At 52.1% G+C, this 21,171-nt stretch carries 24 protein-coding genes; 1 reads left to right on the top strand and 23 read right to left on the bottom strand.

All coding sequences use genetic code 11. From position 1 onward, the window contains the following. Window positions 1-48 precede the first annotated feature (48 nt). From ACFO9Q_RS12470 to ACFO9Q_RS12395, 16 genes are all read right to left on the bottom strand, one after another. Window positions 49-579: a DUF5590 domain-containing protein gene (locus ACFO9Q_RS12470; RefSeq protein ID WP_379182375.1), complete on the bottom strand. Its 531-nt coding sequence runs from the start codon at window positions 577-579 to the stop codon at window positions 49-51. After that, window positions 579-1,886 carry an amidohydrolase gene (locus ACFO9Q_RS12465; protein ID WP_379182373.1) on the bottom strand — a complete coding sequence of 436 codons (1,308 nt, stop codon included), beginning with the start codon at window positions 1,884-1,886 and terminating at the stop codon, window positions 579-581. The genes ACFO9Q_RS12470 and ACFO9Q_RS12465 overlap by 1 nt, the downstream gene beginning before the upstream one ends. Continuing rightward, the gene (locus ACFO9Q_RS12460; protein WP_379182371.1) at window positions 1,867-2,529 is read right to left on the bottom strand and encodes a redox-sensing transcriptional repressor Rex; all 663 of its coding nucleotides are present in this window, start codon (window positions 2,527-2,529) and stop codon (window positions 1,867-1,869) included. Before ACFO9Q_RS12460 ends, ACFO9Q_RS12465 begins: the two co-directional genes overlap by 20 nt. A 12-nt stretch (window positions 2,530-2,541) precedes the next feature. Continuing rightward, window positions 2,542-5,391: an ATP-dependent DNA helicase DinG gene (gene dinG, locus ACFO9Q_RS12455; RefSeq protein WP_379182369.1), complete on the bottom strand. Its 2,850-nt coding sequence runs from the start codon at window positions 5,389-5,391 to the stop codon at window positions 2,542-2,544. A gap of 15 nt (window positions 5,392-5,406) precedes the next feature. Further along, window positions 5,407-6,150, bottom strand: coding sequence for a hypothetical protein (locus ACFO9Q_RS12450; protein WP_379182367.1), 744 nt, complete (start codon window positions 6,148-6,150; stop codon window positions 5,407-5,409). A gap of 122 nt (window positions 6,151-6,272) precedes the next feature. After that, window positions 6,273-6,656 (bottom strand): aspartate 1-decarboxylase, encoded by a 384-nt coding sequence (panD, locus tag ACFO9Q_RS12445; protein WP_379182365.1) that lies wholly within the window; start codon window positions 6,654-6,656, stop codon window positions 6,273-6,275. Beyond that, window positions 6,649-7,557, bottom strand: coding sequence for a pantoate--beta-alanine ligase (gene panC / locus ACFO9Q_RS12440; RefSeq protein WP_379182362.1), 909 nt, complete (start codon window positions 7,555-7,557; stop codon window positions 6,649-6,651). Before panC ends, panD begins: the two co-directional genes overlap by 8 nt. Next, window positions 7,532-8,452 (bottom strand): 3-methyl-2-oxobutanoate hydroxymethyltransferase, encoded by a 921-nt coding sequence (gene panB / locus ACFO9Q_RS12435; RefSeq protein ID WP_379182360.1) that lies wholly within the window; start codon window positions 8,450-8,452, stop codon window positions 7,532-7,534. Before panB ends, panC begins: the two co-directional genes overlap by 26 nt. A gap of 315 nt (window positions 8,453-8,767) precedes the next feature. After that, complete coding sequence (locus ACFO9Q_RS12430; RefSeq protein WP_379182358.1) at window positions 8,768-9,751, bottom strand: biotin--[acetyl-CoA-carboxylase] ligase; 984 nt, start codon at window positions 9,749-9,751, stop codon at window positions 8,768-8,770. A gap of 12 nt (window positions 9,752-9,763) precedes the next feature. Next, a complete protein-coding gene (locus ACFO9Q_RS12425; RefSeq protein ID WP_379182356.1) occupies window positions 9,764-11,134 on the bottom strand; it encodes a CCA tRNA nucleotidyltransferase in 1,371 nt (456 codons plus the stop codon). Continuing rightward, entirely contained in the window at window positions 11,127-12,290 is a 1,164-nt protein-coding gene (gene bshA, locus ACFO9Q_RS12420; RefSeq protein WP_379182354.1) for an N-acetyl-alpha-D-glucosaminyl L-malate synthase BshA, read from the bottom strand. Before bshA ends, ACFO9Q_RS12425 begins: the two co-directional genes overlap by 8 nt. 63 nt (window positions 12,291-12,353) lie before the next feature. Next, a complete protein-coding gene (gene bshB1 / locus ACFO9Q_RS12415; RefSeq protein ID WP_379182755.1) occupies window positions 12,354-13,058 on the bottom strand; it encodes a bacillithiol biosynthesis deacetylase BshB1 in 705 nt (234 codons plus the stop codon). Between the two features lie 11 nt (window positions 13,059-13,069). Further along, window positions 13,070-13,486: a methylglyoxal synthase gene (locus tag ACFO9Q_RS12410; RefSeq protein WP_379182352.1), complete on the bottom strand. Its 417-nt coding sequence runs from the start codon at window positions 13,484-13,486 to the stop codon at window positions 13,070-13,072. Between the two features lie 44 nt (window positions 13,487-13,530). After that, complete coding sequence (gene dapB / locus ACFO9Q_RS12405; RefSeq protein ID WP_379182350.1) at window positions 13,531-14,334, bottom strand: 4-hydroxy-tetrahydrodipicolinate reductase; 804 nt, start codon at window positions 14,332-14,334, stop codon at window positions 13,531-13,533. Between the two features lie 5 nt (window positions 14,335-14,339). Beyond that, window positions 14,340-14,885 (bottom strand): tetratricopeptide repeat protein, encoded by a 546-nt coding sequence (locus ACFO9Q_RS12400; protein ID WP_379182348.1) that lies wholly within the window; start codon window positions 14,883-14,885, stop codon window positions 14,340-14,342. Between the two features lie 54 nt (window positions 14,886-14,939). Then, the gene (locus ACFO9Q_RS12395) at window positions 14,940-15,293 is read right to left on the bottom strand and encodes a nucleotide pyrophosphohydrolase (RefSeq protein WP_379182346.1); all 354 of its coding nucleotides are present in this window, start codon (window positions 15,291-15,293) and stop codon (window positions 14,940-14,942) included. A 155-nt stretch (window positions 15,294-15,448) separates the two neighbouring features. On the opposite strand from ACFO9Q_RS12395, the gene ACFO9Q_RS12390 reads away from it, so the two are divergent. Further along, entirely contained in the window at window positions 15,449-16,315 is an 867-nt protein-coding gene (locus ACFO9Q_RS12390; protein ID WP_379182344.1) for a YitT family protein, read from the top strand. 16 nt (window positions 16,316-16,331) lie between these two features. Here the strand turns inward: ACFO9Q_RS12390 and ACFO9Q_RS12385 are convergent, their stop codons facing one another. From ACFO9Q_RS12385 to ACFO9Q_RS12355, 7 genes are all read right to left on the bottom strand, one after another. Continuing rightward, window positions 16,332-17,210, bottom strand: a complete 879-nt coding sequence (locus ACFO9Q_RS12385) for a sporulation protein YpjB (protein WP_379182342.1) — start codon at window positions 17,208-17,210, stop codon at window positions 16,332-16,334. Between the two features lie 41 nt (window positions 17,211-17,251). Beyond that, window positions 17,252-17,905: a DUF1405 domain-containing protein gene (locus ACFO9Q_RS12380; RefSeq protein ID WP_379182753.1), complete on the bottom strand. Its 654-nt coding sequence runs from the start codon at window positions 17,903-17,905 to the stop codon at window positions 17,252-17,254. Window positions 17,906-17,994: 89 nt separating this feature from the next. Beyond that, a complete protein-coding gene (locus ACFO9Q_RS12375) occupies window positions 17,995-18,870 on the bottom strand; it encodes a c-type cytochrome (protein ID WP_379182340.1) in 876 nt (291 codons plus the stop codon). A gap of 18 nt (window positions 18,871-18,888) precedes the next feature. After that, window positions 18,889-19,560 carry a menaquinol-cytochrome c reductase cytochrome b subunit gene (qcrB, locus tag ACFO9Q_RS12370; protein WP_379182338.1) on the bottom strand — a complete coding sequence of 224 codons (672 nt, stop codon included), beginning with the start codon at window positions 19,558-19,560 and terminating at the stop codon, window positions 18,889-18,891. A gap of 16 nt (window positions 19,561-19,576) precedes the next feature. After that, entirely contained in the window at window positions 19,577-20,110 is a 534-nt protein-coding gene (locus ACFO9Q_RS12365) for a ubiquinol-cytochrome c reductase iron-sulfur subunit (RefSeq protein ID WP_379182335.1), read from the bottom strand. 239 nt (window positions 20,111-20,349) lie between these two features. Then, window positions 20,350-20,766: a DUF2487 family protein gene (locus ACFO9Q_RS12360; protein WP_379182333.1), complete on the bottom strand. Its 417-nt coding sequence runs from the start codon at window positions 20,764-20,766 to the stop codon at window positions 20,350-20,352. A gap of 178 nt (window positions 20,767-20,944) precedes the next feature. Continuing rightward, a complete protein-coding gene (locus tag ACFO9Q_RS12355; RefSeq protein ID WP_379182331.1) occupies window positions 20,945-21,154 on the bottom strand; it encodes an IDEAL domain-containing protein in 210 nt (69 codons plus the stop codon). Between the last annotated feature and the right edge of the window lie 17 nt (window positions 21,155-21,171).

The raw sequence follows: 21,171 nt of genomic DNA, 5'->3' as shown, positions 1-21,171 counted from the left end.
TCATATATGGAATCATGAAGGGGGTGTAAAAACAGGAAAGTGTTACGGTTATGTGCCGAACCTGCCGGTCAGCTTGTAGGTCGTTATATAAGAGCCGTCTGTCACTCTATAGAAGTCATAATAATGCTTCGTCATGTCCTCTTGCCGGGAATAATAGATCTCCCAGATCTTCTCTCCGTTCAGCAGACCGAGCTCAATTCGAATAATCTCTGCATCTGGCTTCGACTGAAGCAGACTCCTTCGAACCTGACTCTTCGGAATAACCTGAGAGGCTTGCAGCCACTGAGGCTCCCCTTCTTCGGGCACCCATACAATCAGCTTCACGCCCTCCGCGGTCTCCCCTTCAATCGTCCAGACGACCCCATCCCAGATATGCTTGTACGCACTCGTTACCTTGGTTAGCTGAGCGGCTTCTGCAGCAGCCTTCTCAGCCTGCTCCTGCTGCTCCCAATCTGGAGCTTGAGCGGATCTGAACAGGAAGAAGAGAGCAAGGAGAACGCCTGCAACCACAAGCCCGGATAGCCAGCCTATTCGCTTAGCGGTGAGGAATGGAGGACGTTTTCTCCGAACGGCCCGCATCAGCTCTTCAACAGTCGTTCGAAGGAAGCCTGTGCTTCGTAACGAATCTTCTCCTCATCGAGTGTCGTGCACTGTCCATTCTTAACCAGCTGCTTGCCATCTACCCATACATGCTTCACATCTTGCCCTGAACCGGAATAGACCAGATGGGAGATGATATCGGTCTTCGGATAATAATGAGGCTTCTCCGTGTCGATGGCGATGAAGTCAGCCTTCATGCCGACCTTCAGCTGGCCTAGTGCCTGCTCCTGCCAGATCGCTCTCGCCCCATATACCGTCCCCATTCGAAGCGCCTCAATAGCCGGAATTGCTGTTGGGTCTCCTGAGATTCCCTTGTGAAGAAGAGCGGCCATTCGAATCTCCTCGAACAGATTCAGATTATTGTTGCTCGCTGCGCTGTCCGTGCCTAGGGCTACCGTCACTCCGGCTCTGAGCAGGTCTGGAACTCTGGCTATGCCGCTTGCCAGCTTCAGGTTGGAGATCGGATTATGCGATACCGCTACTCCGCGGGCAGCCAGCAGCTCGATCTCACCCTCAGTGAGGTGCACCGCGTGAGCGACCAAGGCCGGACGTGTGAATACGCCAAGTCTGTCCAAGTGCTCCACCGGGCGACAGCCGTAATCTCTCACGTTCTGCTCCACCTCTGCGATGGATTCCGACATATGTGTATGCATCGGCAGATTATATTCATGTGCTGCCTGAACGAACTTCTCTATATAATCCGGCGGGCAAGTGTACGGGGCATGAGGCGAGATCATCGTCGTAATTCGCCCGTCTCCCTTGCCGTTCCAATCGCGTGCGAAGGCAATGGCTTCCTTCAGCTTCGCTTGCTGCACCTCTTCGGGACAGAGCCCGATGACTCCGCGAGTCAGCACGCCGCGCATGCCAGAGCTGTCTACCATCTGCGCCACTTCATCCATCCGATCATACATATCCACGAACGCCGTCGTACCGCTCTTCAGCATCTCCACAATAGCGAGCGAGGTGCCGCTTCGCGTGTCGTGATCGACATACTTGCCTTCCATCGGCCACATCTTCTCTTCGAGCCACACTTGAAGATTCTGATCGTCGGAGTAGCCTCTTAGCAGTGTCATCGCTGCGTGGCCATGCGTATTAATCAGACCAGGCAGGAAGGCGAGCTTAGTCCCATCTAGCCGTGTGACATCCTGCTGGAGCTGTACCGGGGCAGGAGCTGCCTCGCCGATATATGTAATCTTGTCATCCGTGATGACCATATGTCCGGTTAACACCGGCACGTCTTCATCCATCGTGATGAAGGTTCCGTTCTCAATCCACAATTGACTCATTAGACCGTTCCCTCTCCCGTTCGCGTTCTAGATAATAGGCCAGGCTTAACAATTCCTTCGTAAAATCAGCATGATGAACCCGCACTTCGTCGGGCACTCGAAGAATGGCAGGAGCGAAGTTCAGTATGCCCTCGACTCCTGCTTCCACGAACTTATTCGCAACGTTCTGAGCTTCCGCTGCCGGTACTGTAATAATACCGATGCGGATGTTATGCTCCTTCACCGTCTCAACCAGATTGTCCATAGACAGTACCGTCATGGAATTAATCTTCGTACCGACCTTGCTCGGATGAGCATCGAATACGGCCGTTATTTTCATGTTGTCCTTGGAATAGGTGTTGTAATTGCACAAGGCGTGTCCCAAGTTGCCGGCACCGACTAGACCGACATTCAATTGCTGATCCAGCTTCAGGATCTGTCGTATTTTCTCAATCAAGTAGCTGACGTCATACCCTATGCCCTTCCGGCCGAAGTCGCCGAAGTAAGCTAAGTCCTTGCGGATCTGTGCGGGATTGAGATCCAGCTTGATTCCGAGCTCCTGAGAGGACACCGTCTGCACCTCACGCTTGCTTAGCTCGCCTAGAACTTGCAGATAGATGGGCAGCCTTCTGACGACGGCTTCTGATATCTTCACTTGCTTCATCCGCTTGCCCTCCTATTCCTGCTTCAACCATTCTCTCATACGAGGCACCATCTGATCCAGATGCATATGCTCAATCTTCGGTCCAGGCAGGGAATATAGAAAGTGCTTCCCGTAATACGTATCGATGACCCTTGTATCATAGATAAGCACAATGCCTCGGTCAGAGGTCGTTCGCACCAATCGCCCGAAGCCTTGCTTGAAGCGAATTACCGCTTGGGGGATCGACAGCTTCATGAACGGATTCTGCTTCTGCAGCTGCAGCAGCTCTGCCTTCGCTTCCGCTAACGGATGGTTAGGCGGCTGGAATGGAAGCCTGACGATAGCCAGGCAGGTAAGCACATCACCTGGAAGGTCTACCCCTTCCCAGAAGGAGCTCGTGCCGAGCAGCACCGACTGCGGCTGCTGGGTGAAGCGTCTCGTCAGCTTCGTCCGATTGCTGCTGTCAATTCCTTGGCCAAGCACGCCTATATCAGCAGCCGCCAGCGCTTCCTTAAGCGGGTCATATACTTGCCGCAGCATGCGGTAAGAAGTGAAGAGCACGAGCATTCTTCCCTTCGTCTCCGCAGCTGCTTCAGCCAGTGAGGCCACTAGTCGCTCAACATACTTAGCATCCACATGTGCGCCCTTCAGCTGCGGGAAGTCACGAGGGATCATGACGAGCGCCTGTTCTCTGTAGTTGAACGGAGATGGCAGCTGTACCGTCTTCAATCTCCCTGATTCCTCCATGCCGGTCAGACCCAGCTGTTCGCATGCATACTGGAATGACTTCTGCACCGATAGGGTAGCCGAGGTCATAATGATACTGTCCTTCTGATCGAAGAAGTATTGCTGAAGCTGGCTGCTGACATCGACCGGAACCGCATAGATGTGAACAGACCGATGCCGGTAGGTCGTATTCGCTTCAATCCAGTAGACAGCGGCAGCTTGATCCATCTTCATGAAGCTGCGCACATCATCGCGAATGCGGGACATATCCCGTACAGCACCATTCAGGTCCGTGATGAGACCCTGAACGGTATTCGTCTCTACCCGATCCTTAATATCTGTACAGATCTTGTCCAGCATACGAATGATTCTGGATAAGTCTCCATGAAGATTCTCCTCTGCCGTAACCGCATACTCGAACCCGCTCGGCAGTTGGTCCTTCTTGAGTCTGCATACGGCCTGAGCTGCACCCTCTGTGCCGCCCTCAACCGAGGTTCCTGCGAAGCTGTACAGGAACTCGAACAGCTTATCCCAATGTTCCTTAATCTCACCAAGGATAGGAACTACGGTATCAATCGTCTCGAGCCATGAGGCTTGGTGATCATCGTCTTCATCTTGCAGCTTGAAGCGCAGTGCAGACAGTACGCCCGCGCGTGAGTCCTTGTACATACGAGTCATCGTGCTGCTTAAGGAATAATAAGATAATTGCATGCCGAGATGCTTGCCTGCGACCTCTTCCATATGATGGGCTTCGTCTATAATTAGATGTTCATAAGCAGGAAGCAGCCGATGATCTGCCCGAATATCAGTGAACAGCATGGAATGGTTCGTTATACAGACATCTGCGATGTTCGCTTCATGCTTCGCTCGATGATAATAACAGCGCTTGAACCAAGGACAGGAACGGTTGAGACAGGAGTCCGCATCGCTGGCTACCGTAGACCAGAAGTCTGCACCCTTGTTGCCGAAGTTCAGCTCCTCTTGATCTCCCGTCTCCGTCTCTCCGAGCCAGACGACCATCTGAGCTGCGGTGAGCGTATCTTCCATCGGACTGCTCATGTCTCTGGTGTTGATCTTGCTCTCGAACTTGCGCAGACAGAGATAATTGCCTCTACCCTTGAAGATAGAGGCTCGGAATGAGAACGGCAGAACCGATCGAAGCAGCGGCAGATCCCTTCCTCTGAGCTGCTCTTGCAGATTAATCGTATGAGTGCTGACCACTACCTTCTTCTGCTGTTGAATTCCATAGTACAGTGAAGGAATCAGGTAACCTAGCGACTTGCCTGTTCCGGTACCCGCTTCAATTAACAAGTGACGTTCCGCCTCGAGCGATTCGAACACCTCTTGGAACATCGTCGATTGTGCTTCCCTCTCTTCGTAAGTGGGGAACAACTCCTTGAAGTTGTTCGTCACCGCCTCCAAGTATTGCTGGAAGGACATCGACTCTATTGGTGAAGGGGTTCCGCTAGGCAGGGAAGGCTCTTCATCCATCCATTCGCCAGCCTTGAGCGCGAACTGGTTGAAGTAGTGGTAAGCATTCATATCAATCGTAGTCTGGCTCTCAACCTGAAGCAGCTGCTCCTGTACGAACCAAGCTAGATCGGAGCCGGCATCCAGCAGCATAGCGATTCGCTGCAGCGTCAGCAGCGGCAGCTCTTGAAGCTTGCGGACGCTCTCTGCGAAGATTAAGGCAGTCGCCATAGCATCGCTGTCCGCCCGATGATGCTGATCATGGGCAACTCCGAATTGCTCGGAGACAGCACCAAGCTGATAGGAAGTAATGGTTGGATATAATATTCTAAGCAGCTCAATCGTATCTAATCTGCGTCCAGCGAACGCATGATATCCGCATTGATCTAATGCTTGATTCAGGAAGCCAGCGTCGAAGCCTACATTATGTGCGACCAGTACGGCATCATCCAATAGTGGAATTAGCTCGACTAGCACCTCATCCAACGTAGGGGCATCCGCAACCATGCTGTCATCTATACCAGTGAGCTGTGTAATGAAGGGGGGGATAAGCTTATCCGGACGAACAAAAGAGGAGTAGGTGCGTTCCACCTGAAGCTCCTCATTCATGACCACCAGACCAACTTGTATCATGCAGTCAGCGGCGGTATGGCCCGTCGTCTCTAAGTCCAGAACTGCAAATTTCATCGTATCTAATTCCTCTCACAGACAGCTTAGCTCCGTGCTTCCGAAGTATAGAGCCAGCTCTCCGGGAGTTTCCTTGCAGCACTTGAGATTAGACAAGGGATCTGCGAAGGCAGGGTAAGCTTGATGGGCTTTCAAAAAAAACTGCTCTGCTTGTTCCATATTCAGGTGAACGGCTTGAATACAGCCTAAGGCATTGAGTCCAAGCGCCTGCCACTTCGGATGCTCTGTGAGTGCAATGAGCAGTTGGAAGTGGCGCTGCGCTTCACTCCATTCCTGAAGATGCATGTGCGTCATGGCTAGAAAAAGCCGTGCAAGATTGTTCTCCGGCGTTCGAGTGACAGCCGAGAGGAAATCCTCTCTGGCATGCTGGAACATGAACAGATGATAATAACCTTGACCGCGTGTAAGATCACGCTTCGTATCAAATGGCACATCCCCGTCTGTCGCTGAGTAACTGGTATTGTTATTGTTGTTAGGTGAGGATATGACCTTGGGAGCTGGGCTGGCACCAACTGCCCCGTATACGGATTCCTCCAGCGCTGCAGCAACAGACTGCTGCGGTGCTTCCTCTTGCTCATTCCTGAATATGGCGAACTTCTCTTCCAGCTGCAGCCATTGCTCGATGAGGGAATCACTTACCTTCTTAAGCATCGCAAGCTGTTCCTCGAACTGTTCTCTCTGCGCAGGTGTTGCCGACGGATAATGTTGGATAATGTGCTGAAGCATGTCGTTCATAGTGGCAAACATGTGCTGGAACATTGCTGCATCCCGCCTTCACCAAAGAATTGAGGGTTGTTACTGCTCATTCTTTGTCTCTGGGGGGCTTAATATACTCCGTCCCAGTCGTTCCATAAGGGAGGAATGACAATCTGCTCAGTACCTTACAGAATGGCTGCATGAATCTCCTGAGACAGCTTCTGCACCGGGCGGTTCTGCTCATTCAGAATAACAACGACAGGCTCGTATGACTTCGCCTCTTCGTTATTCATGACCGCATAGGAGATAATAATGACTTGATCTCCAGGCTGTACCATCCTTGCTGCTGCGCCGTTCAGGCAGATGACGCCTGAACCCCGAGCACCAGTAATGACATAGGTCTCGAATCTGGCGCCGTTGTTGTTATTGACGATCTGAACCTTCTCATTCTCAAGCAGATCGGCTGCCTCCATCAGATCTTCATCAATTGTGATGCTCCCGACATAGTTCAGGTTCGCTTCCGTCACCGTGGCTCGGTGTAGCTTCGACTTCATCATCGTTCTAAGCATGGTTAATCACCTCATTCGGATACAATAATCGATTGTCAATTAGCCGTGTGCTTCCGAACTTAACAGCCAGAGCCAGTATTAGCTTATCGCTCTGCAATAAGATTGGAGCAGCAGCTGGCACCTCTTCGAGGGAAGGATAGGTGTACAGCTCTGCATAATCAATGTCGGCATGATGGGCATTGCTAATCTGCTGTCTGACTCGTTCGAGCAGGGCCTCTGCCGTCATCCCGTCTTCTTGAATCCACTGAGCAGCAGCCTGCAAGGTCTGTGACAGCACGACGGCCTCCGCACGTTCCTCTGCGGATAAGTACACATTCCTTGAGCTAAGCGCAAGCCCGTCCGGCTCACGAACAATCGGACAAGGGACGATCTCTACCGGATAGTTGAGATCGTCGACCATCTGCTGAATGACTGCAACCTGCTGGGCATCCTTCATTCCGAAGTAGGCTCTTGTCGGTCCAATGAGATGGAACAGCTTCCCGACGACCATTCCCACTCCATCGAAGTGCCCTGGCCTTGAAGCACCGCACAGCTTGCTTGTTAGACCGCTGACAAGTACGCGTGTCAGCGGCTTCTTCGGATACATCTCTTCCGTGGACGGAAGGAAGACGAGATCTACCTGGCACTCCTCTGCAAGCGCGAGGTCCCGCTTCTCATCCCGCGGATAGCGGTCCAGATCTTCATTCGGACCGAATTGCAGCGGGTTGACGAAGATGCTGAGTACACTTATATCATTCTCAGCACGTGACCGCCTTAGCAGACTGGCGTGACCTTCATGGAGGTACCCCATCGTTGGAACGAAGCCGACGGATCCATTGGATCCGTTGGATCGATTGGAGCAGTTATGCTTAAGCTTGGTAAGCTGTTCACTTAATTCAGTTAGGGTTCGACACAGGATCACGCGGCTTAGGCTCCTCTCGCTGCTCAGTATGAGCCGGCACCTGTTGATCTGCGCTGCCGCCATACAATTGATTCAACTTCTCGCTTGCCATAGGGAAGCTGTGCTTCTCTTCCGGGAAGACGCCCCCCTTGACATCTGCTACATAGGAGCCAATCGCCGTACGAATGGCAGATCCGATGTCTGCATAGGTCTTAACGAATCTCTTGTTGATATAAGGTGAGGAATATTGAAGAATGTCATGATACACCAGCACTTGACCGTCGCAGCCTCTGCCTGCCCCTATTCCGATGGTTGGAATGGACAGCTCAGCACTAATGGCGCGAGCGAGCGGCTCAGTAACCAGCTCCAGGACGATACTGAATGCGCCTGCTTCCTCTAATGCCTTCGCATCCTTCATCAACTGCTCGGCTTCCTGTTCAAGCTTGCCCTGAACCTTATAGCCCCCGAGCTGATGGACCGACTGTGGAGTAAGGCCAATATGCCCCATCACTGGTATTCCTGCTCGCACAAGAGCAGACACATCCTCCACCATGTCGATGCCGCCTTCCAGCTTCACCGCCTGCGCTCCGCCTTCTTGCATAATGCGAGCCGCATTCTTCAGCGTCGATTCCCTGCCAATTCCGTAGGTCATGAACGGCATATCCGCCACGATGAAGGTATGCTCTGCTCCTCTTCTTACCGCCTTAGTATGATAGATAATGTCATCAAGTGTGACAGGGACTGTCGTATCATAGCCGAGCACCACATTGCCCAGCGAGTCGCCTACGAGCAAGACATCAATTCCCGCTTCCTCTGCGAGCTTCGCTGACGGATAATCATATGCCGTAATCATCGAGATCGGCTGATGCTCTTCCTTCATTCTGCGCAGCTTCGTAATCGTTATTCGTTGATTCATACCGTCATCCCCTTCTGGTGGGTATAGGATTAAGCACAAAAAAAACCTTAGAGCAGCCGCTCAAAAGGTCCCCAAACCAAAAAGGAAACGTTACTTGCGATTGCCTGCTTCCTTCTGTCTCGGTCCCTACGGCTCAGAGCAGAGTGGTGCATTGCCATCCATCTTGCCTGTCATTCATGTCCTTAGCCAGCTTAATCGGTATGCCGGCCTTCGCAGCAACGGTCAAGTGCAGCTCCGAACGCATTCGGATACCGCCTGACTCCCTACCAGTATAACAAACAAATGGAGGTACGTAAACGAAGGCCGTGACCTGGCTTATGAGGACGGAAGAGGCTCTCCCATCTCTGCTGAGAACACTTCTGCGCGATGGCCGTTCGCCTGCTCGACAATTAAGGCTCCGCTCGCTGCAAGCCCGATAGGGATCCCTTCTATGGTGCCCTGCGGTGTAATTAATCTTGCAGGCGTATTGAGGGTCGAAGATAAGGCTTCCCATAGGGCGGCAATGACGGAGAAGCCCTGATCCTGATGCAGCGTATAGAGCTGCTCCCACTCCAGCAGGAAGTCCGTGATGATGCTCATGCGATCCAGCTTGCGTCCTTCTGCAATTCGAAGGGAAGTCACCTTATCGAGCAGCTGAGGAGGATAATCAGCAGCTTCCAGATTGACGCTGATGCCAATTCCAGCGGTAACATATCGCAATCGCTCATCCTCTGCGGCAGACTCTAACAGGATACCACTAATTTTTTTCCCATCAATTAGCAGATCATTCGGCCACTTAATCGTAATCTCCTTGGAGATATGCCTCTTCAACGTACGGCATAACGCAACCGCCGTCATCAGGGTTAACTGCGGGGCATAATGAATCGGTACAATTGGTCTAAGTACCATGCTCATCCATATTCCCTTGCCGCTCGGAGATATCCACTCCCTGCCCATACGACCGCGGCCGCTGAGCTGCTGTTCAGCCAGTACGAGCGTTCCTTCAGCCGCACCCTGTTCAGCCAATTGCTGGGCCTTGTTCTGAGTCGAATCGATGGTGTCATAGAGCTTAATGGTCTGTCCGAAGCTCTTCGTCATGAGGGAGCTCGCTAGCTCCGTCAAGGACAGCTGATCGGGAATGTCCAGCAGCTTGTAGCCTAATCTGCGGGAGGCTTCGAACTTATATCCCTGAGCTTCCAGCTTGCGAATCTGCTTCCATACCGCTGTACGTGATACGCCGAGCTGCCTGCTAATCTCTTCACCAGATAAGTACGCACCATTCACCTTATCGAATAAGCTTAACAATTGATCATTCGCCATGTTGTGACCCTCCTATTCCAAGCGCTCTGTGTCTTGCCCCTGCCAGAGCTCGGCCTGATGCAGCAAGGCTTCTGTCTCGTTGGCAACCTGCTGAAGGGCCGCGGCCTTCAGCAGCCGCTGCAGCCACTCTCCGGTCCACTTGCCTGCTTCACGATCCAATCGCGCCGCCAGCTGCCGGCCGCTCACCCTCAGTTCCTTCATCGTCGATACGGGCATCTGCTCTAGCACTTCGCTCAGCTTGTCCAATGAAGCATGCAAGCGCATAGGAGCGGCGGCGCTGTGATCAGGCTTGCTGCTCATTAGCACACGTTCAACTTGAAGCCAGCTATAGGCTGCCTTGCGACCGAACTGAATGATAGCATCCGCCCATTGCTCTCCAGACGTCTCTTCAGACGTCTCTTCAGACGTCACGCCAGACGTCATGTCAGACGAATCGCCAGACAATCCTCCACCTTCAGACATTGCAGCATGAATGCGAATGATTGCCGTAATCTGCTTCATATCCTTACTAGCGAATCGGAGTGCGTGAAGCGTACCTTCTGCTTCGGATGGACTAGCTCCTGCACCAATGAATAGGCAGCTCCATCTCTCGATGGGTTCAGATAGCTGCTCCAATGCTGCCGGATGGGCAGCTAGGAATGCCTTCAGCCTCGTGCTGTCTTGCAGGGACGGAAGCTCTTCCTTCGTATGGCTCAGCAATTCACTGCTGGCCAGCAGGGTAACGGCTGCCGTTGGCATTGAACCCACAATCATCTTGTGAAGCTCCGCCCTCACCCGCTCCATTGCCATGTATCTAAGCAGGGCTCGGTGTCTGAGCAGCGCCTGCCAAGTTGAATCGGTGAAGGACATGGAGAATTCCGCAGCGAATCTTACAGCTCGAAGCATCCGGAGCGCATCCTCCTGCAGTCTGGCATCCGGATCCCCCACACAGCGCAATACCTTGCTGCCTAGGTCTGCTTGTCCGCCATATGGATCAATTAGCTGCCCATCCGCAGACAAGGCTATCGCGTTCATCGTGAAGTCTCTGCGAAGCAGGTCCTGCTGAAGCTCCGAGACGAAGATAACTTCCTCAGGCCTGCGATGACCCTCATACTGAGATTCGGTTCGATAAGTCGTCAGTTCATAGACGCGCTTCTCCCACAGCACCGTTACCGTACCATGCTGCAGCCCGGTCGGAATAGTCCGCTCGAACAGCTCCATGACTTGCTCCGGCCTTGCGGACACCGCAATATCCACATCGGAGAGCTCTCTCCCGAGCAGAGCATCTCTGACGCAGCCCCCTACGAACACGGCTTCATAGCCATGCGCAAGGAGGCGCTCCAATATAGGGAGCGCCTCCTGCATCGGCTTAGGCCATTCCTGCATACCCTTCACCTCATTCACTGCATACGGGCTCTTCCAGTTCCGCTTCTATCCCGAGTACCCGATAGTAGATCTGTTCATACTGCGCGGTAATTCGTCCATCGCAGAATTCATGTCTGGCGCGGAATATACAAGCACGCTTGAATTGATCGTACAGCTTAGCATCCTTCAGCAGCCTGACCGCGAATCCAGCCATCGCCTCCACGTCCCCAATCGGGGCCAGGAATCCGGTCTCGCCATGTGTGACAAGCTCTGGAATACCGCCAGCGGTCGATCCAATCGTCGGTACGCCGCAAGCCATTGCTTCCAGGGCGACTAGGCCGAAGCTCTCCTTCTCCGAAGGCAGCAGCAGCAGATCAGCGACAGAGATGACCTGTGCGACATCCTCTTGCTTGCCAAGGAAGTGCACCCGATCCTCGAGCCCCATCTGACGAATCTTCCATTGGATCTTAGACAGCTCAGGACCTTCGCCGACAAGCAGCAGCTTGGAGGGAACACGCTCCTGCACCTTCGCGAATACTTCAACGACGTCCGACACTCGCTTGACCGGGCGGAAGTTGGATATATGCATGAGCACCTTCTCGTGAGGCTGGACGAAGTCCGCTCGCAGCGATGCAGCGTCACGCGGGTAATAGACTCTCTTGTCAACGAAGTTATAGGTCAAGTCAATCGGCTTCGTAATATCAAGCAGCTCGCGCGTCTCGCGCATCAGGTCGTTCGACACGGTCGTTACCGCATCGCTCTGATTGATGGCCAGCCGAATGAGATCCTTGAGCGACTCGTCCTGCGCCAGCACAGTAATATCAGTGCCATGAAGCGTCGTCACCGTCTTGAAGCCGTCACCGATCATCTGCTTCGCCAGATAGGCACAGACAGCATGAGGTACAGCATAATGAACATGAAGCAGGTCCAGCTCCTGCATCTTGGCCACTTGAGCCATCTTGCTCGCTAGTGATAAGTCATAAGGCGGATAACGGAACACATAATAGTCGTTAATTTCCACCTCGTGGAAAAAAATATTTTTATTAAAATGTCCAAGCCGGAACGGAATGCTGTGGGTAATAAAATGGATCTCGTGACCCCGCTCGGCCAGCAGCTTGCCAAGCTCTGTTGCCACAACTCCAGAACCGCCTAAGGTTGGATAACAAGTAATGCCGATCTTCAATTTCCTAGTCACGCTGCTCCCCCCTGGGCGTTCGCCTATACTGCTTCAGTATATTCAATGTCATAACGATAGTTGTTAAAAGTATTGTAAGGCATGCGGACGCTTAATCGCAAAGCCTTCGGCAAATGAATAGCCGCGGCCTTGTCCGAGCAGCGAATCCCGCGCCTCCACGCGTTCGATGTATCCCTGATTAAGCGGAGTGACCACCCGGTCTTCCCCTGGGCTTCCAGGCTCGAATTGGGAACGATAGGCAAGCAGGGCATGCCTCTTCGTCTCCTGATGCTCAGTAATGTCTATGAGCAGCGATACTTGATCGATATCATTAATGTAATAATAGATAAGCTGCTCAACTTGAACGGGCGGGAGCTCCGGCAGGTACTTGCGCAGCTTGCTGTTGAACACTGCTTCCTCCACTAGCTTGCTGCAAGCGATATGATCCGGATGACGGTCCACCCAATACGGAGCGAAGACAAGCCTCGGACGATGCCGCCGAATCTCCGATACAACAGCTTCCAGCTGAGAAGACTCTCCCGTTAAGCCTCGATCAGGCAGCCCTAGACAGGAGCGAGCGGATAGACCAAGCACCGAGGAGGCCTCAGCTGCTTCAAGCTGCCTTAGCTCCACGGTGCCGTTAGAGGACATCTCTGCTCTAGTCAGATCACATATGCCTACTCGATAGCCTGCCTTCACATGCTTCGCAATCGTCCCGCCCATACCGATCTCTGCATCGTCCGGATGGGCGCCGAATACGAGAATATCGAGCGGTTCACTTGCAGTCATGCTCATGCTCATTACACCTCACCCGGCTTATACTTGTGTACGAGCTCGCGCCAAGCGAAGTCTCCCCGCTCGAGCGCTTTGACGAGCAGCTCTGCGGTAGCCACGTTCGTCGCTACCGGTATGCCTTGCACATCGCATAAGCGAAGAAGCGCTATAATATCCGGCTCATGCGGCTGAGCCATGAGAGGATCCCGAAGGAAGATGATGAGATCCATCTCGTTCTGAGCGACCATCGCTCCAATCTGCTGATCTCCGCCAAGCGGGCCGGACATGAAGCGATGGATGCGAAGCTCTGTCTGATCCATAATTCGACTGCCCGTCGTTCCAGTAGAATATAATTGATGAGGCACGAACACTTTCTCGTAGGCGATAACGAAGTTAACCATTTCTTCTTTTTTGCGATCATGCGCGATGAATGCAATATTCATATCTAGTTATCCCCTCTCTTGCTGCGCTGTACAAGTAGCTCGAATTAATCCATGATGTGTTCGAAGCCGTAGATTAATCCGGTATAGTTCATAACCTTCTTAACGGCAACGTTCACACCCGGCATATATCCTGCCCGGTCATAGGAATCGTGGCGAAGCTTAAGCGTCTGTCCATAACCGCCGAATACGACTTCCTGCTGGGCGAATACGCCTGGCAGCCTGACACTATGTATGCGGAAGCCGTTATAATAAGCGCCGCGAGCGCCTTCGATCGTCTCTTCTTCATTCGGATTGCCTTGGCGGAGCTCTTCGCGAGCCTGCGCAATCAGCTCGGCCGTCTTGATGGATGTGCCGGAAGGTGCATCCAGCTTCTGGTCGCCATGATATTCAATAATCTCGACATGCGGCATATACTTGGAAGCTTCGGCAGCGAACTTCATCATCAGTATCGCACCAATCGAGAAGTTAGGAGCGATCAGTCCGCCGATTCCTCTATCCTGGCACAGCTTGTCCAGCTCTACAATCTGCTCCGGTGTGAATCCGGTTGTACCGATAATGGGACGAACCCCATATTCTATGGACGTTCTCGTATTGGAATACGCAGCGGCGGGGACCGTGAAGTCAACTAACACATCCGCTTGTGCTCCATTCAGTGCTTGCTCAAGCGTGGCAGATACGATGACGCCGGCATTCGGCTTGCCCGCAAGCAAGCCGGCATCCACTCCGGCAGCCGAAGGACTAACGGCCGCAACAAGCTTCAAGGCTTCATCCTCCATGACCATGCGAACGACCTCTCGTCCCATTCTCCCGCCTGCTCCGATTACCGCTACTCTAATTGTCTCTTCCATGACGATCACCTATTCCTTCTGCGTTGTCTTCTAATCTTGCGGTATCTGCTCGCTCGACGCCGCCGATTCACATCCGCGAACAATCGTCTAGCGGCAGTATGACCAGGATCAAGCCGAATCGCTTCGCGAGCATAAGCTGCTGCTTCATCTAATTGTCCAATGGTGAAGCACGCAACTCCCAGCATATAGTAGGCCTCTAAGTTAAGGGGGTCCAGCTCGGTTGATTCCTTAAGCATCTCTATGGCTTCAAGCAGCATAGGAGGCTGCTTCGCGAGCAGCAGCTCCGCTTCTCCTTGCAGCAGCTTAGCCTTCACGGTCTGGAGATGATAGACGTACTCTCCATGTTCAGGATCAAGCTGCAGCGCCTGCACGGCATACTGCTCAGCCTTCGCCCACTTGCCGCTGCGCGCACACGAGATGGAAGCGCGGTAATGATAATGTGCTTTAGACGGATCAGCTGCTATAGCCTGTTCGAACCATAGTATGGCTCCCTCGAAATCGCTGTTAAGAATGAATTCGTATGCCTTCTTCAGGCAGTCTTCTCCGTTCATCCGCCCACCCTCCTTGTACACAGGTTGATGGTACAGCATATGTATAGAGGTGAACTAGCGTTCGTCGTTATTTTTACGAGTCCAACGATCCGCATCCCTCGTGTTGAACTTATTCATCACTTTGTCATGCGCCTCGGTCAAATTAATGCCTAATGAATTAGCAAAACATGATAAAATAAATAAGATGTCCCCAAGCTCCATCTCGATGGAATTATCCGCTTCAGTAGACTTCTTCGGCTTCTCGCCGTAGGAATGGTTCACTTCACGCGCAAGCTCTCCTACTTCTTCGCTCATTCTTGCCAGCATGGCAAGCGGGCTGAAGTAGCCTTCCTTGAACTGTGAGATGTACTGATCAACTTCCCGTTGAATGTCGGCTAGTGATTTCTCGTTCTGTGGCAATTCCGGCATTAAGCGATCCCTTTCTCTCCCTAAGATGTTATCTCTTCATATGTTACTGCAAAGCCGGGGTGAAAACAATATTCAACCTCGCCGTAACAATATGCGGCTGGCAAGCCATACTACATGCTGTACCCGTTAATTATATCGTAGGAGGATCTCATGACATGCTGCGCCTAATTATTCAACAACTAAGAATCATATTGCCTATCTTGCTTGGTACGGCAATCTACGCCTTCGGACTTCAATACTTCGTCATTCCGAATGGATTAATGGAGGGCGGCGTCACCGGCATCGGCGTGCTGCTGAACTATGCGGCTGGCTGGAGACTGTCCATTACGACGCTCGTACTGAATATCCCCTTATTCTTCCTCGGCCTGAAGGCGCTTGGAAGAGGTCAGATGATCTACACGCTAATAGGTATCATCTCCTTATCACTCTTCCTAGGTCTCATGGAGAACTTCATCGAATTAGGCTGGATTGTGCCCTTCAAGACCGATACGGATTATATATTGGCTGCCCTATATGCCGGAGTTACGCTTGGAGCAGGACTAGGTATCGTCTTCCGGTTCGGCGGTACGACTGGCGGGGTTGACATCATTGCTCGAATCCTATCCAAGTGGAGAGGTATGAGCATGGGACAGATTATACTGGCGCTCGATGCAGTCATTATAGGTATCTCCCTATTGTACATATCGAAGGAGCAGGTATTGTATACGCTGGTTACGGTATTCATCGCATCGAAGCTGATTGACTTCATTCAGGATGGCGCTTATGCGGCTAAGGCCTTCTCCATCATAACGGATCATAGCGAGAAGATTGCTCAGCGTGTCACGCTTGAGATGGATCGCGGAGTCACCCTCATGCCTGCGAAGGGCGCATTCTCCGGACAGCAGAAGGAGATCGTCTACTGCGTCGTTCAGCGCCATGAAGTCAGACGGCTGAAGTCCATCATTCGCAGTGAGGATCCCCGTGCATTCATTATTATTACCGAAGTTCATGATGTATTAGGCGAAGGCTTCAAGGAGGAGTAGGCTGACACATTGTCAATTACTCGATGTCGATGGGCTTGATTCCATAAGGCCTGCCCCGGTACTTGGCCCAGACTGTATAAGTAAGGGCAGCGATGATGACAAGTCCGATGATTGTCACTCCGCTTGCAGGAGTACCTGGGACGGGAACGGCCGATGCCGGCTCCTCTATCTTCCCTGGACTATCGAACAAGCCTTCAATGGAAGCTTCCAATGCGATGAAGGCTCCATCTGTCCAATCCTTATTCTCACGGATTCCTTCCCTATGAGCTTCCAACAAGCGGTTCACGTATAGTATCTGGTTGCTCACTTCACTGAGCCGATCCTGAGGACGCTGGAGCAAGGCTGCCGCTTCCAGCCTGCTCAAGTGGTCATGAAGCACGTCCATAGCCCCCCGCGCAGCCTCTGCCCTGTCAGGGCTCTGCCGCCTCCACGCTTGCTTGGCTCGTGATAGATCCTCTTGGAGCACCTTCTCATATTGCAGCCACAGCGAATGCTGCGGACGAACAAGGGAGTCTGCGCCTAGGTGAAGGCTCGCGGATGCCGTCAGCCAATCGTCGGCAGGCTTGCCCCTCTCCAGCACACGCTTAACGTCCGTGGCTTGTTCATATAGGCTTGTCCACCCCGCCTCTTGCTGGGAGGACGGAATGCTTCCCTCCTCCAACTGCTGAATCAAGCGTTGGACCTGCTTGTAGCCCTCTTGACGGTTATTGTTAGCCGCCGCTTGATATAATGCATTCGCCGTGTCATTGATATGGAACAGCTTGTCCCTTGGAGCTATAGCAGCCACCCACTTATCCATTCCGAATGAAGCCAGCGGCATCGAGTAGACTAGTGTCATCCATAGGAGCATCATCGTTAGACCCGAGACTATAATAAGCAATGAACGTAACTTCATGGACATCCCCCCATAGACATACTATGAGGGGATGTTCGGCATTATACTTGTTGTTGGCCGCGGCCTGAGCGCTTAACCAGGATTAGAGCAGCCCTGGCACAGAATAGGCTGAATAGGGACAGTCCAATCGTGAACGTCTGTACCTCTGTCAGGTCATCCATTAGCTCCTCTGGGAGCCAAGGGAACACGCCGAACCGATAGTCGACGATGTCGTTAAGAAGCAGCCAGACGCCAGCCATCGTAACCGCTATTGGTCCGATCTTCATGAATCGAATGTACAGCAGCACCTCCAGTGCCATTGCTAGATGGGATACGATGAGCATATAATCCTGCCAGACCATCGTATCCCCCTGCATGGCACCCCCGATAATCATAGCTACTGCCCATATTCCGTACTTCACGGAGGTGACGACAGCTAGTGCTTCCAGCAAGGAACGGAAGGCTAACCCAAGGGCTGACGGCTGACGAGGCGGGAATAACAGATAGAGCAGCGACAGCGTGAAGAACAGGCTGGCCGTCGGACTGTCTGGCACGAACACTAGCTGCCAGAGCGGATGATGGTTCATCGTATATTCCAATTGATTGCCGTACCAGATATAGCCGTAGATAGTACCCGCTGCGTTCACGAAGAAGAGCAGCCAGAGCATTCTCCTGCTTAGCAGCAGGGTGCGGCTCCATAACCATGATAATTGCAACATGCATCTCTCCTAACCGTATGATGTCAAAAAAACCTGACCGTATGAATACGATCAGGTTTTTTGTGGCAATCCATTGTGACAATAAGCTATTCCGCCGGAGCCTTCTGCTTGGACAACCAAGTAGCTACTTGATCGATCTCTTCAGCAGACAGCTGGTCTGCGAAGGCAGGCATTCCGTTGCCTCTGCCGTTCGTAATGACTTCTACTAATTGATCCTTCTCTAATCGATCGCCTACACCTGTAAGTGCAGGGATATTGCCGCCGCCTTGCATATCGACAGCATGACAGGTCAGACACTTAGCTTGCTCCATTACCGCATAGGCAGGATCGTTCTTCTCAACGATTGGAACTGCAGCCGCTTCAGGCTTCGCCGCGCTAGGCGGCTCTTCGCCCTTCGCAGCCGCTTCCTCTGCCTTATGTTCCCGCTCGTGATGCTCAGGAATCGTGTTCGTAATCTTAAGCTGCTCCTCATAGTGATGCCATGAGATGACAGTCAGATAGATACAAGCAATGAGCGAGAGGAACATGAGTGAGGATGCGATTGGACGGCGGTAGAACCGTCTCTCCTTGCCTGTGTCCAGGAATGGTGCCAGCAGCAAGCCGCCGAACAATACTCCAGGAACGCCAAGGGTACCTAATATAATGTAATCTTGAGATACGTACGGATATTTAAGGAATTGATACAGGAACAAGAAGTACCAGTCCGGCATCGGAATGAATGACGCATTCGTCGGGTCCGCTGGATAGCCGAGCGGTGCAGGTTCTGCAATCGTCCAGACTAAGAATCCGACCAAGACCACGCAGCCGACCATCCACTCCTTGAGCAGGAAGTTAGGGATGAAGGCTTCCGATTTGCCGGGAAAGGCCGTATAGTCTGGAGGAACTTGCTGTCCTGCGCCTTTCTTGACGCGGGAGTCTCCGACGAAAACGACTTTCTCGTTCGATTTGTGACCGTGTGCCATTAGTTAGCCTCCCTTCGCTTAAAGTGGTCCCGAAATACCTTGCTTCCGAATCATGATGAAATGCGCGGCCAGCATCGCAAGAAGTGCGCCTGGCAAGAAGAATACGTGGATAGCGAAGAAGCGTGTCAGCGTCTGCGCACCTACGATATCTCCTCCATACAGGAACTTCGCGATATATGGACCAAGCACCGGAACGGATTCGGCAATCTGAACACCGACCTTAGTTGCGTAGTAAGCCTTGTTATCCCACGGAAGCAGGTATCCTGTGAAGCCGAGTCCCAGCATAATGAAGAAGATCAGCATGCCGACCACCCAGTTCATCTCGCGCGGGGCCTTGTATGAGCCTGTGAAAAATACGCGAAGCGTATGTAGGAACATCATAACTATAACTAGACTGGCGCCGAAGTGATGCATACCGCGAACAATGCCGCCGAACGCGACCTTATGGTTCAAGTAGTCAACACTGGCATAGGCATTAATAATATCCGGAACGTAATACATCGTTAAGAACATACCGGACAGAATCTGGATTACGGTAATGAAGAACGTCAGTCCGCCGAAGCAATATACGAATGCGGAGAAGTGGTGAGCAGGGTTAACGTGCTCCGGTACTTCATGGTCAGCAACGTCCCTCCACAATGGCGTAATATCAAGACGTTCGTCAATCCAGTTGTATACATTTTTAAACATCTGAAGTACGCCCTCCTTATTTGACTCGTGTATTCGGCTTGATTGGACCTAAGTAGACGAAGCCGTCTTGCTTCTTCACTTCATATTCATCCAGCGGATTCGGAGCAACCGTCAGGTTCTTCCCATCCTTGGTGTAGCGGGCATCATGGCATGGGCAATCATACTCATTCTGTCCCTTCACATTCCAGCCAATCGTGCAGCCTAAGTGCTTACACACTGGAGATAGAGCGAATATCTCGCCATTCGCATCCTTGGAGATCCATGCAGTCAGCTTAGGATCACTCACATACCAGCCATCGACCTGATGAATCTGGAATGTGAATTCCTGAGGCTCTGCGGTAATCTTGCTCTCTTCTACAACCTTCACCCATGTACCGTCTGCCTTCTTCTCTAGCAACGGATCCACGGCGAACCGGACCATTGGCAGCACTGCTCCGCCCATCATAAATGCAGTGGTGCCACCGAGCGTATACGACAAAAATTGACGCCTAGACATCTCTCTACGCTGAACCGGTCGGTGCGCGGTTTCTTGATGTTCGTTGTTACTCATCTTCTGTTCTACCCCCTTTGCCAACCGTTTCTCGCGTCTTGCCCATCGGCAAAACGCATGACGAACTAGGACATACCTATAATAGCTTAGGTGCTTAGGAGCGTCAAGAATCTGGCCGGTGTTTTGAATGCGGATAAAATTAACGATCCTCAATTTGTTAACATTTTGTCACAATTGACCTTGTATGGAATTTGTTCTCCCCCAAACCTCCATTCTTTATGCAAGGGAGAGGGTGTACCCTACGCCCCTAAACCATTCCACAACGCTTGTACAGCATTCGACACACTTCCCGCTTCAGGTAGAAGACCGTCCTCGCCAGGGCTGATCCATAAGTCAGCACCGGAATGCGGGCTAAGCTCACTGCTCACGGTGACTACAATGATGTGTCGGAATCCGATCGTTCGGATAGCTGTGCACAGCTTGTCCAGCATGTCCGTTCCGCCTCCCGCGTCGACATAATGGCAGGCAGGATAAGTAACAACCCTTCCCTTGAACGGAATCTCAATCAAGTCCATCAGGTCTCTAAGCTGCTCAAGCGCATGGGTAGCTTCATAGGGAGGCTCTCCGCCAGTCAATCCGGTAATTGGCAGCAAGCAAGTATCCAGATATGGCTTTAATTGTTCCCATTTGCTGCTTGGTATATCACTGAACTTCATCTCTTAGCACCGCCGTTTCTTCAGGTCAGACATCCTTATCTATGTTACCCGCTTCCAGTGAATTTGCCAATCTATTGCCCTCGTATATGTGAAAAAGCCAAAAAAACTTCCCTTCTTGCGAGACCGGCTAACTTCAGCAGCCAATCTACCATCCGGGAAGCTTATCGCTCATTCCTGTCTAAGAGCTTGATGTCCGATATAATCCGTCAGACTTGATGACATTCAGCTCTGAAGCTAGCCGATGGAATGAATCCTCGTCACCAGCGGCAAGCGCTCTGTCAATTGCATGATAGATCTTATCTGTGCGGAACTTCAGCACCGCCTCATCCAATACCATTTCGGCCGTCAAGCCCAGCATTGCCTCGTACGTTACTTTCATTTTGTCCATAGGATGCACCTCCAAAC

Origin of the sequence: Paenibacillus sp. GCM10023252 (assembly GCF_042653305.1) — a bacterium.
In the GTDB taxonomy this organism is placed as follows: Bacteria; Bacillota; Bacilli; order Paenibacillales; family Paenibacillaceae; genus Pristimantibacillus.
This window is presented reverse-complemented; position numbering and strand designations above follow the sequence as displayed.

What these genes read in the sequence shown, in the direction of transcription:
- ACFO9Q_RS12470 (WP_379182375.1), bottom strand. Translation starts at nt 579, where the DNA reads ATGCGGGCCGTTCGGAGAAAACGTCCTCCATTCCTCACCGCTAAGCGA.
- ACFO9Q_RS12465 (WP_379182373.1), bottom strand. Translation starts at nt 1,886, where the DNA reads ATGAGTCAATTGTGGATTGAGAACGGAACCTTCATCACGATGGATGAA.
- ACFO9Q_RS12460 (WP_379182371.1), bottom strand. Translation starts at nt 2,529, where the DNA reads ATGAAGCAAGTGAAGATATCAGAAGCCGTCGTCAGAAGGCTGCCCATC.
- dinG (WP_379182369.1), bottom strand. Translation starts at nt 5,391, where the DNA reads ATGAAATTTGCAGTTCTGGACTTAGAGACGACGGGCCATACCGCCGCT.
- ACFO9Q_RS12450 (WP_379182367.1), bottom strand. Translation starts at nt 6,150, where the DNA reads ATGTTCCAGCACATGTTTGCCACTATGAACGACATGCTTCAGCACATT.
- panD (WP_379182365.1), bottom strand. Translation starts at nt 6,656, where the DNA reads ATGCTTAGAACGATGATGAAGTCGAAGCTACACCGAGCCACGGTGACG.
- panB (WP_379182360.1), bottom strand. Translation starts at nt 8,452, where the DNA reads ATGAATCAACGAATAACGATTACGAAGCTGCGCAGAATGAAGGAAGAG.
- ACFO9Q_RS12430 (WP_379182358.1), bottom strand. Translation starts at nt 9,751, where the DNA reads ATGGCGAATGATCAATTGTTAAGCTTATTCGATAAGGTGAATGGTGCG.
- bshB1 (WP_379182755.1), bottom strand. Translation starts at nt 13,058, where the DNA reads ATGACTGCAAGTGAACCGCTCGATATTCTCGTATTCGGCGCCCATCCG.
- ACFO9Q_RS12410 (WP_379182352.1), bottom strand. Translation starts at nt 13,486, where the DNA reads ATGAATATTGCATTCATCGCGCATGATCGCAAAAAAGAAGAAATGGTT.
- dapB (WP_379182350.1), bottom strand. Translation starts at nt 14,334, where the DNA reads ATGGAAGAGACAATTAGAGTAGCGGTAATCGGAGCAGGCGGGAGAATG.
- ACFO9Q_RS12400 (WP_379182348.1), bottom strand. Translation starts at nt 14,885, where the DNA reads ATGAACGGAGAAGACTGCCTGAAGAAGGCATACGAATTCATTCTTAAC.
- ACFO9Q_RS12395 (WP_379182346.1), bottom strand. Translation starts at nt 15,293, where the DNA reads ATGCCGGAATTGCCACAGAACGAGAAATCACTAGCCGACATTCAACGG.
- ACFO9Q_RS12390 (WP_379182344.1), top strand. Translation starts at nt 15,449, where the DNA reads ATGCTGCGCCTAATTATTCAACAACTAAGAATCATATTGCCTATCTTG.
- ACFO9Q_RS12385 (WP_379182342.1), bottom strand. Translation starts at nt 17,210, where the DNA reads ATGAAGTTACGTTCATTGCTTATTATAGTCTCGGGTCTAACGATGATG.
- ACFO9Q_RS12375 (WP_379182340.1), bottom strand. Translation starts at nt 18,870, where the DNA reads ATGGCACACGGTCACAAATCGAACGAGAAAGTCGTTTTCGTCGGAGAC.
- qcrB (WP_379182338.1), bottom strand. Translation starts at nt 19,560, where the DNA reads ATGTTTAAAAATGTATACAACTGGATTGACGAACGTCTTGATATTACG.
- ACFO9Q_RS12365 (WP_379182335.1), bottom strand. Translation starts at nt 20,110, where the DNA reads ATGAGTAACAACGAACATCAAGAAACCGCGCACCGACCGGTTCAGCGT.
- ACFO9Q_RS12360 (WP_379182333.1), bottom strand. Translation starts at nt 20,766, where the DNA reads ATGAAGTTCAGTGATATACCAAGCAGCAAATGGGAACAATTAAAGCCA.
- ACFO9Q_RS12355 (WP_379182331.1), bottom strand. Translation starts at nt 21,154, where the DNA reads ATGGACAAAATGAAAGTAACGTACGAGGCAATGCTGGGCTTGACGGCC.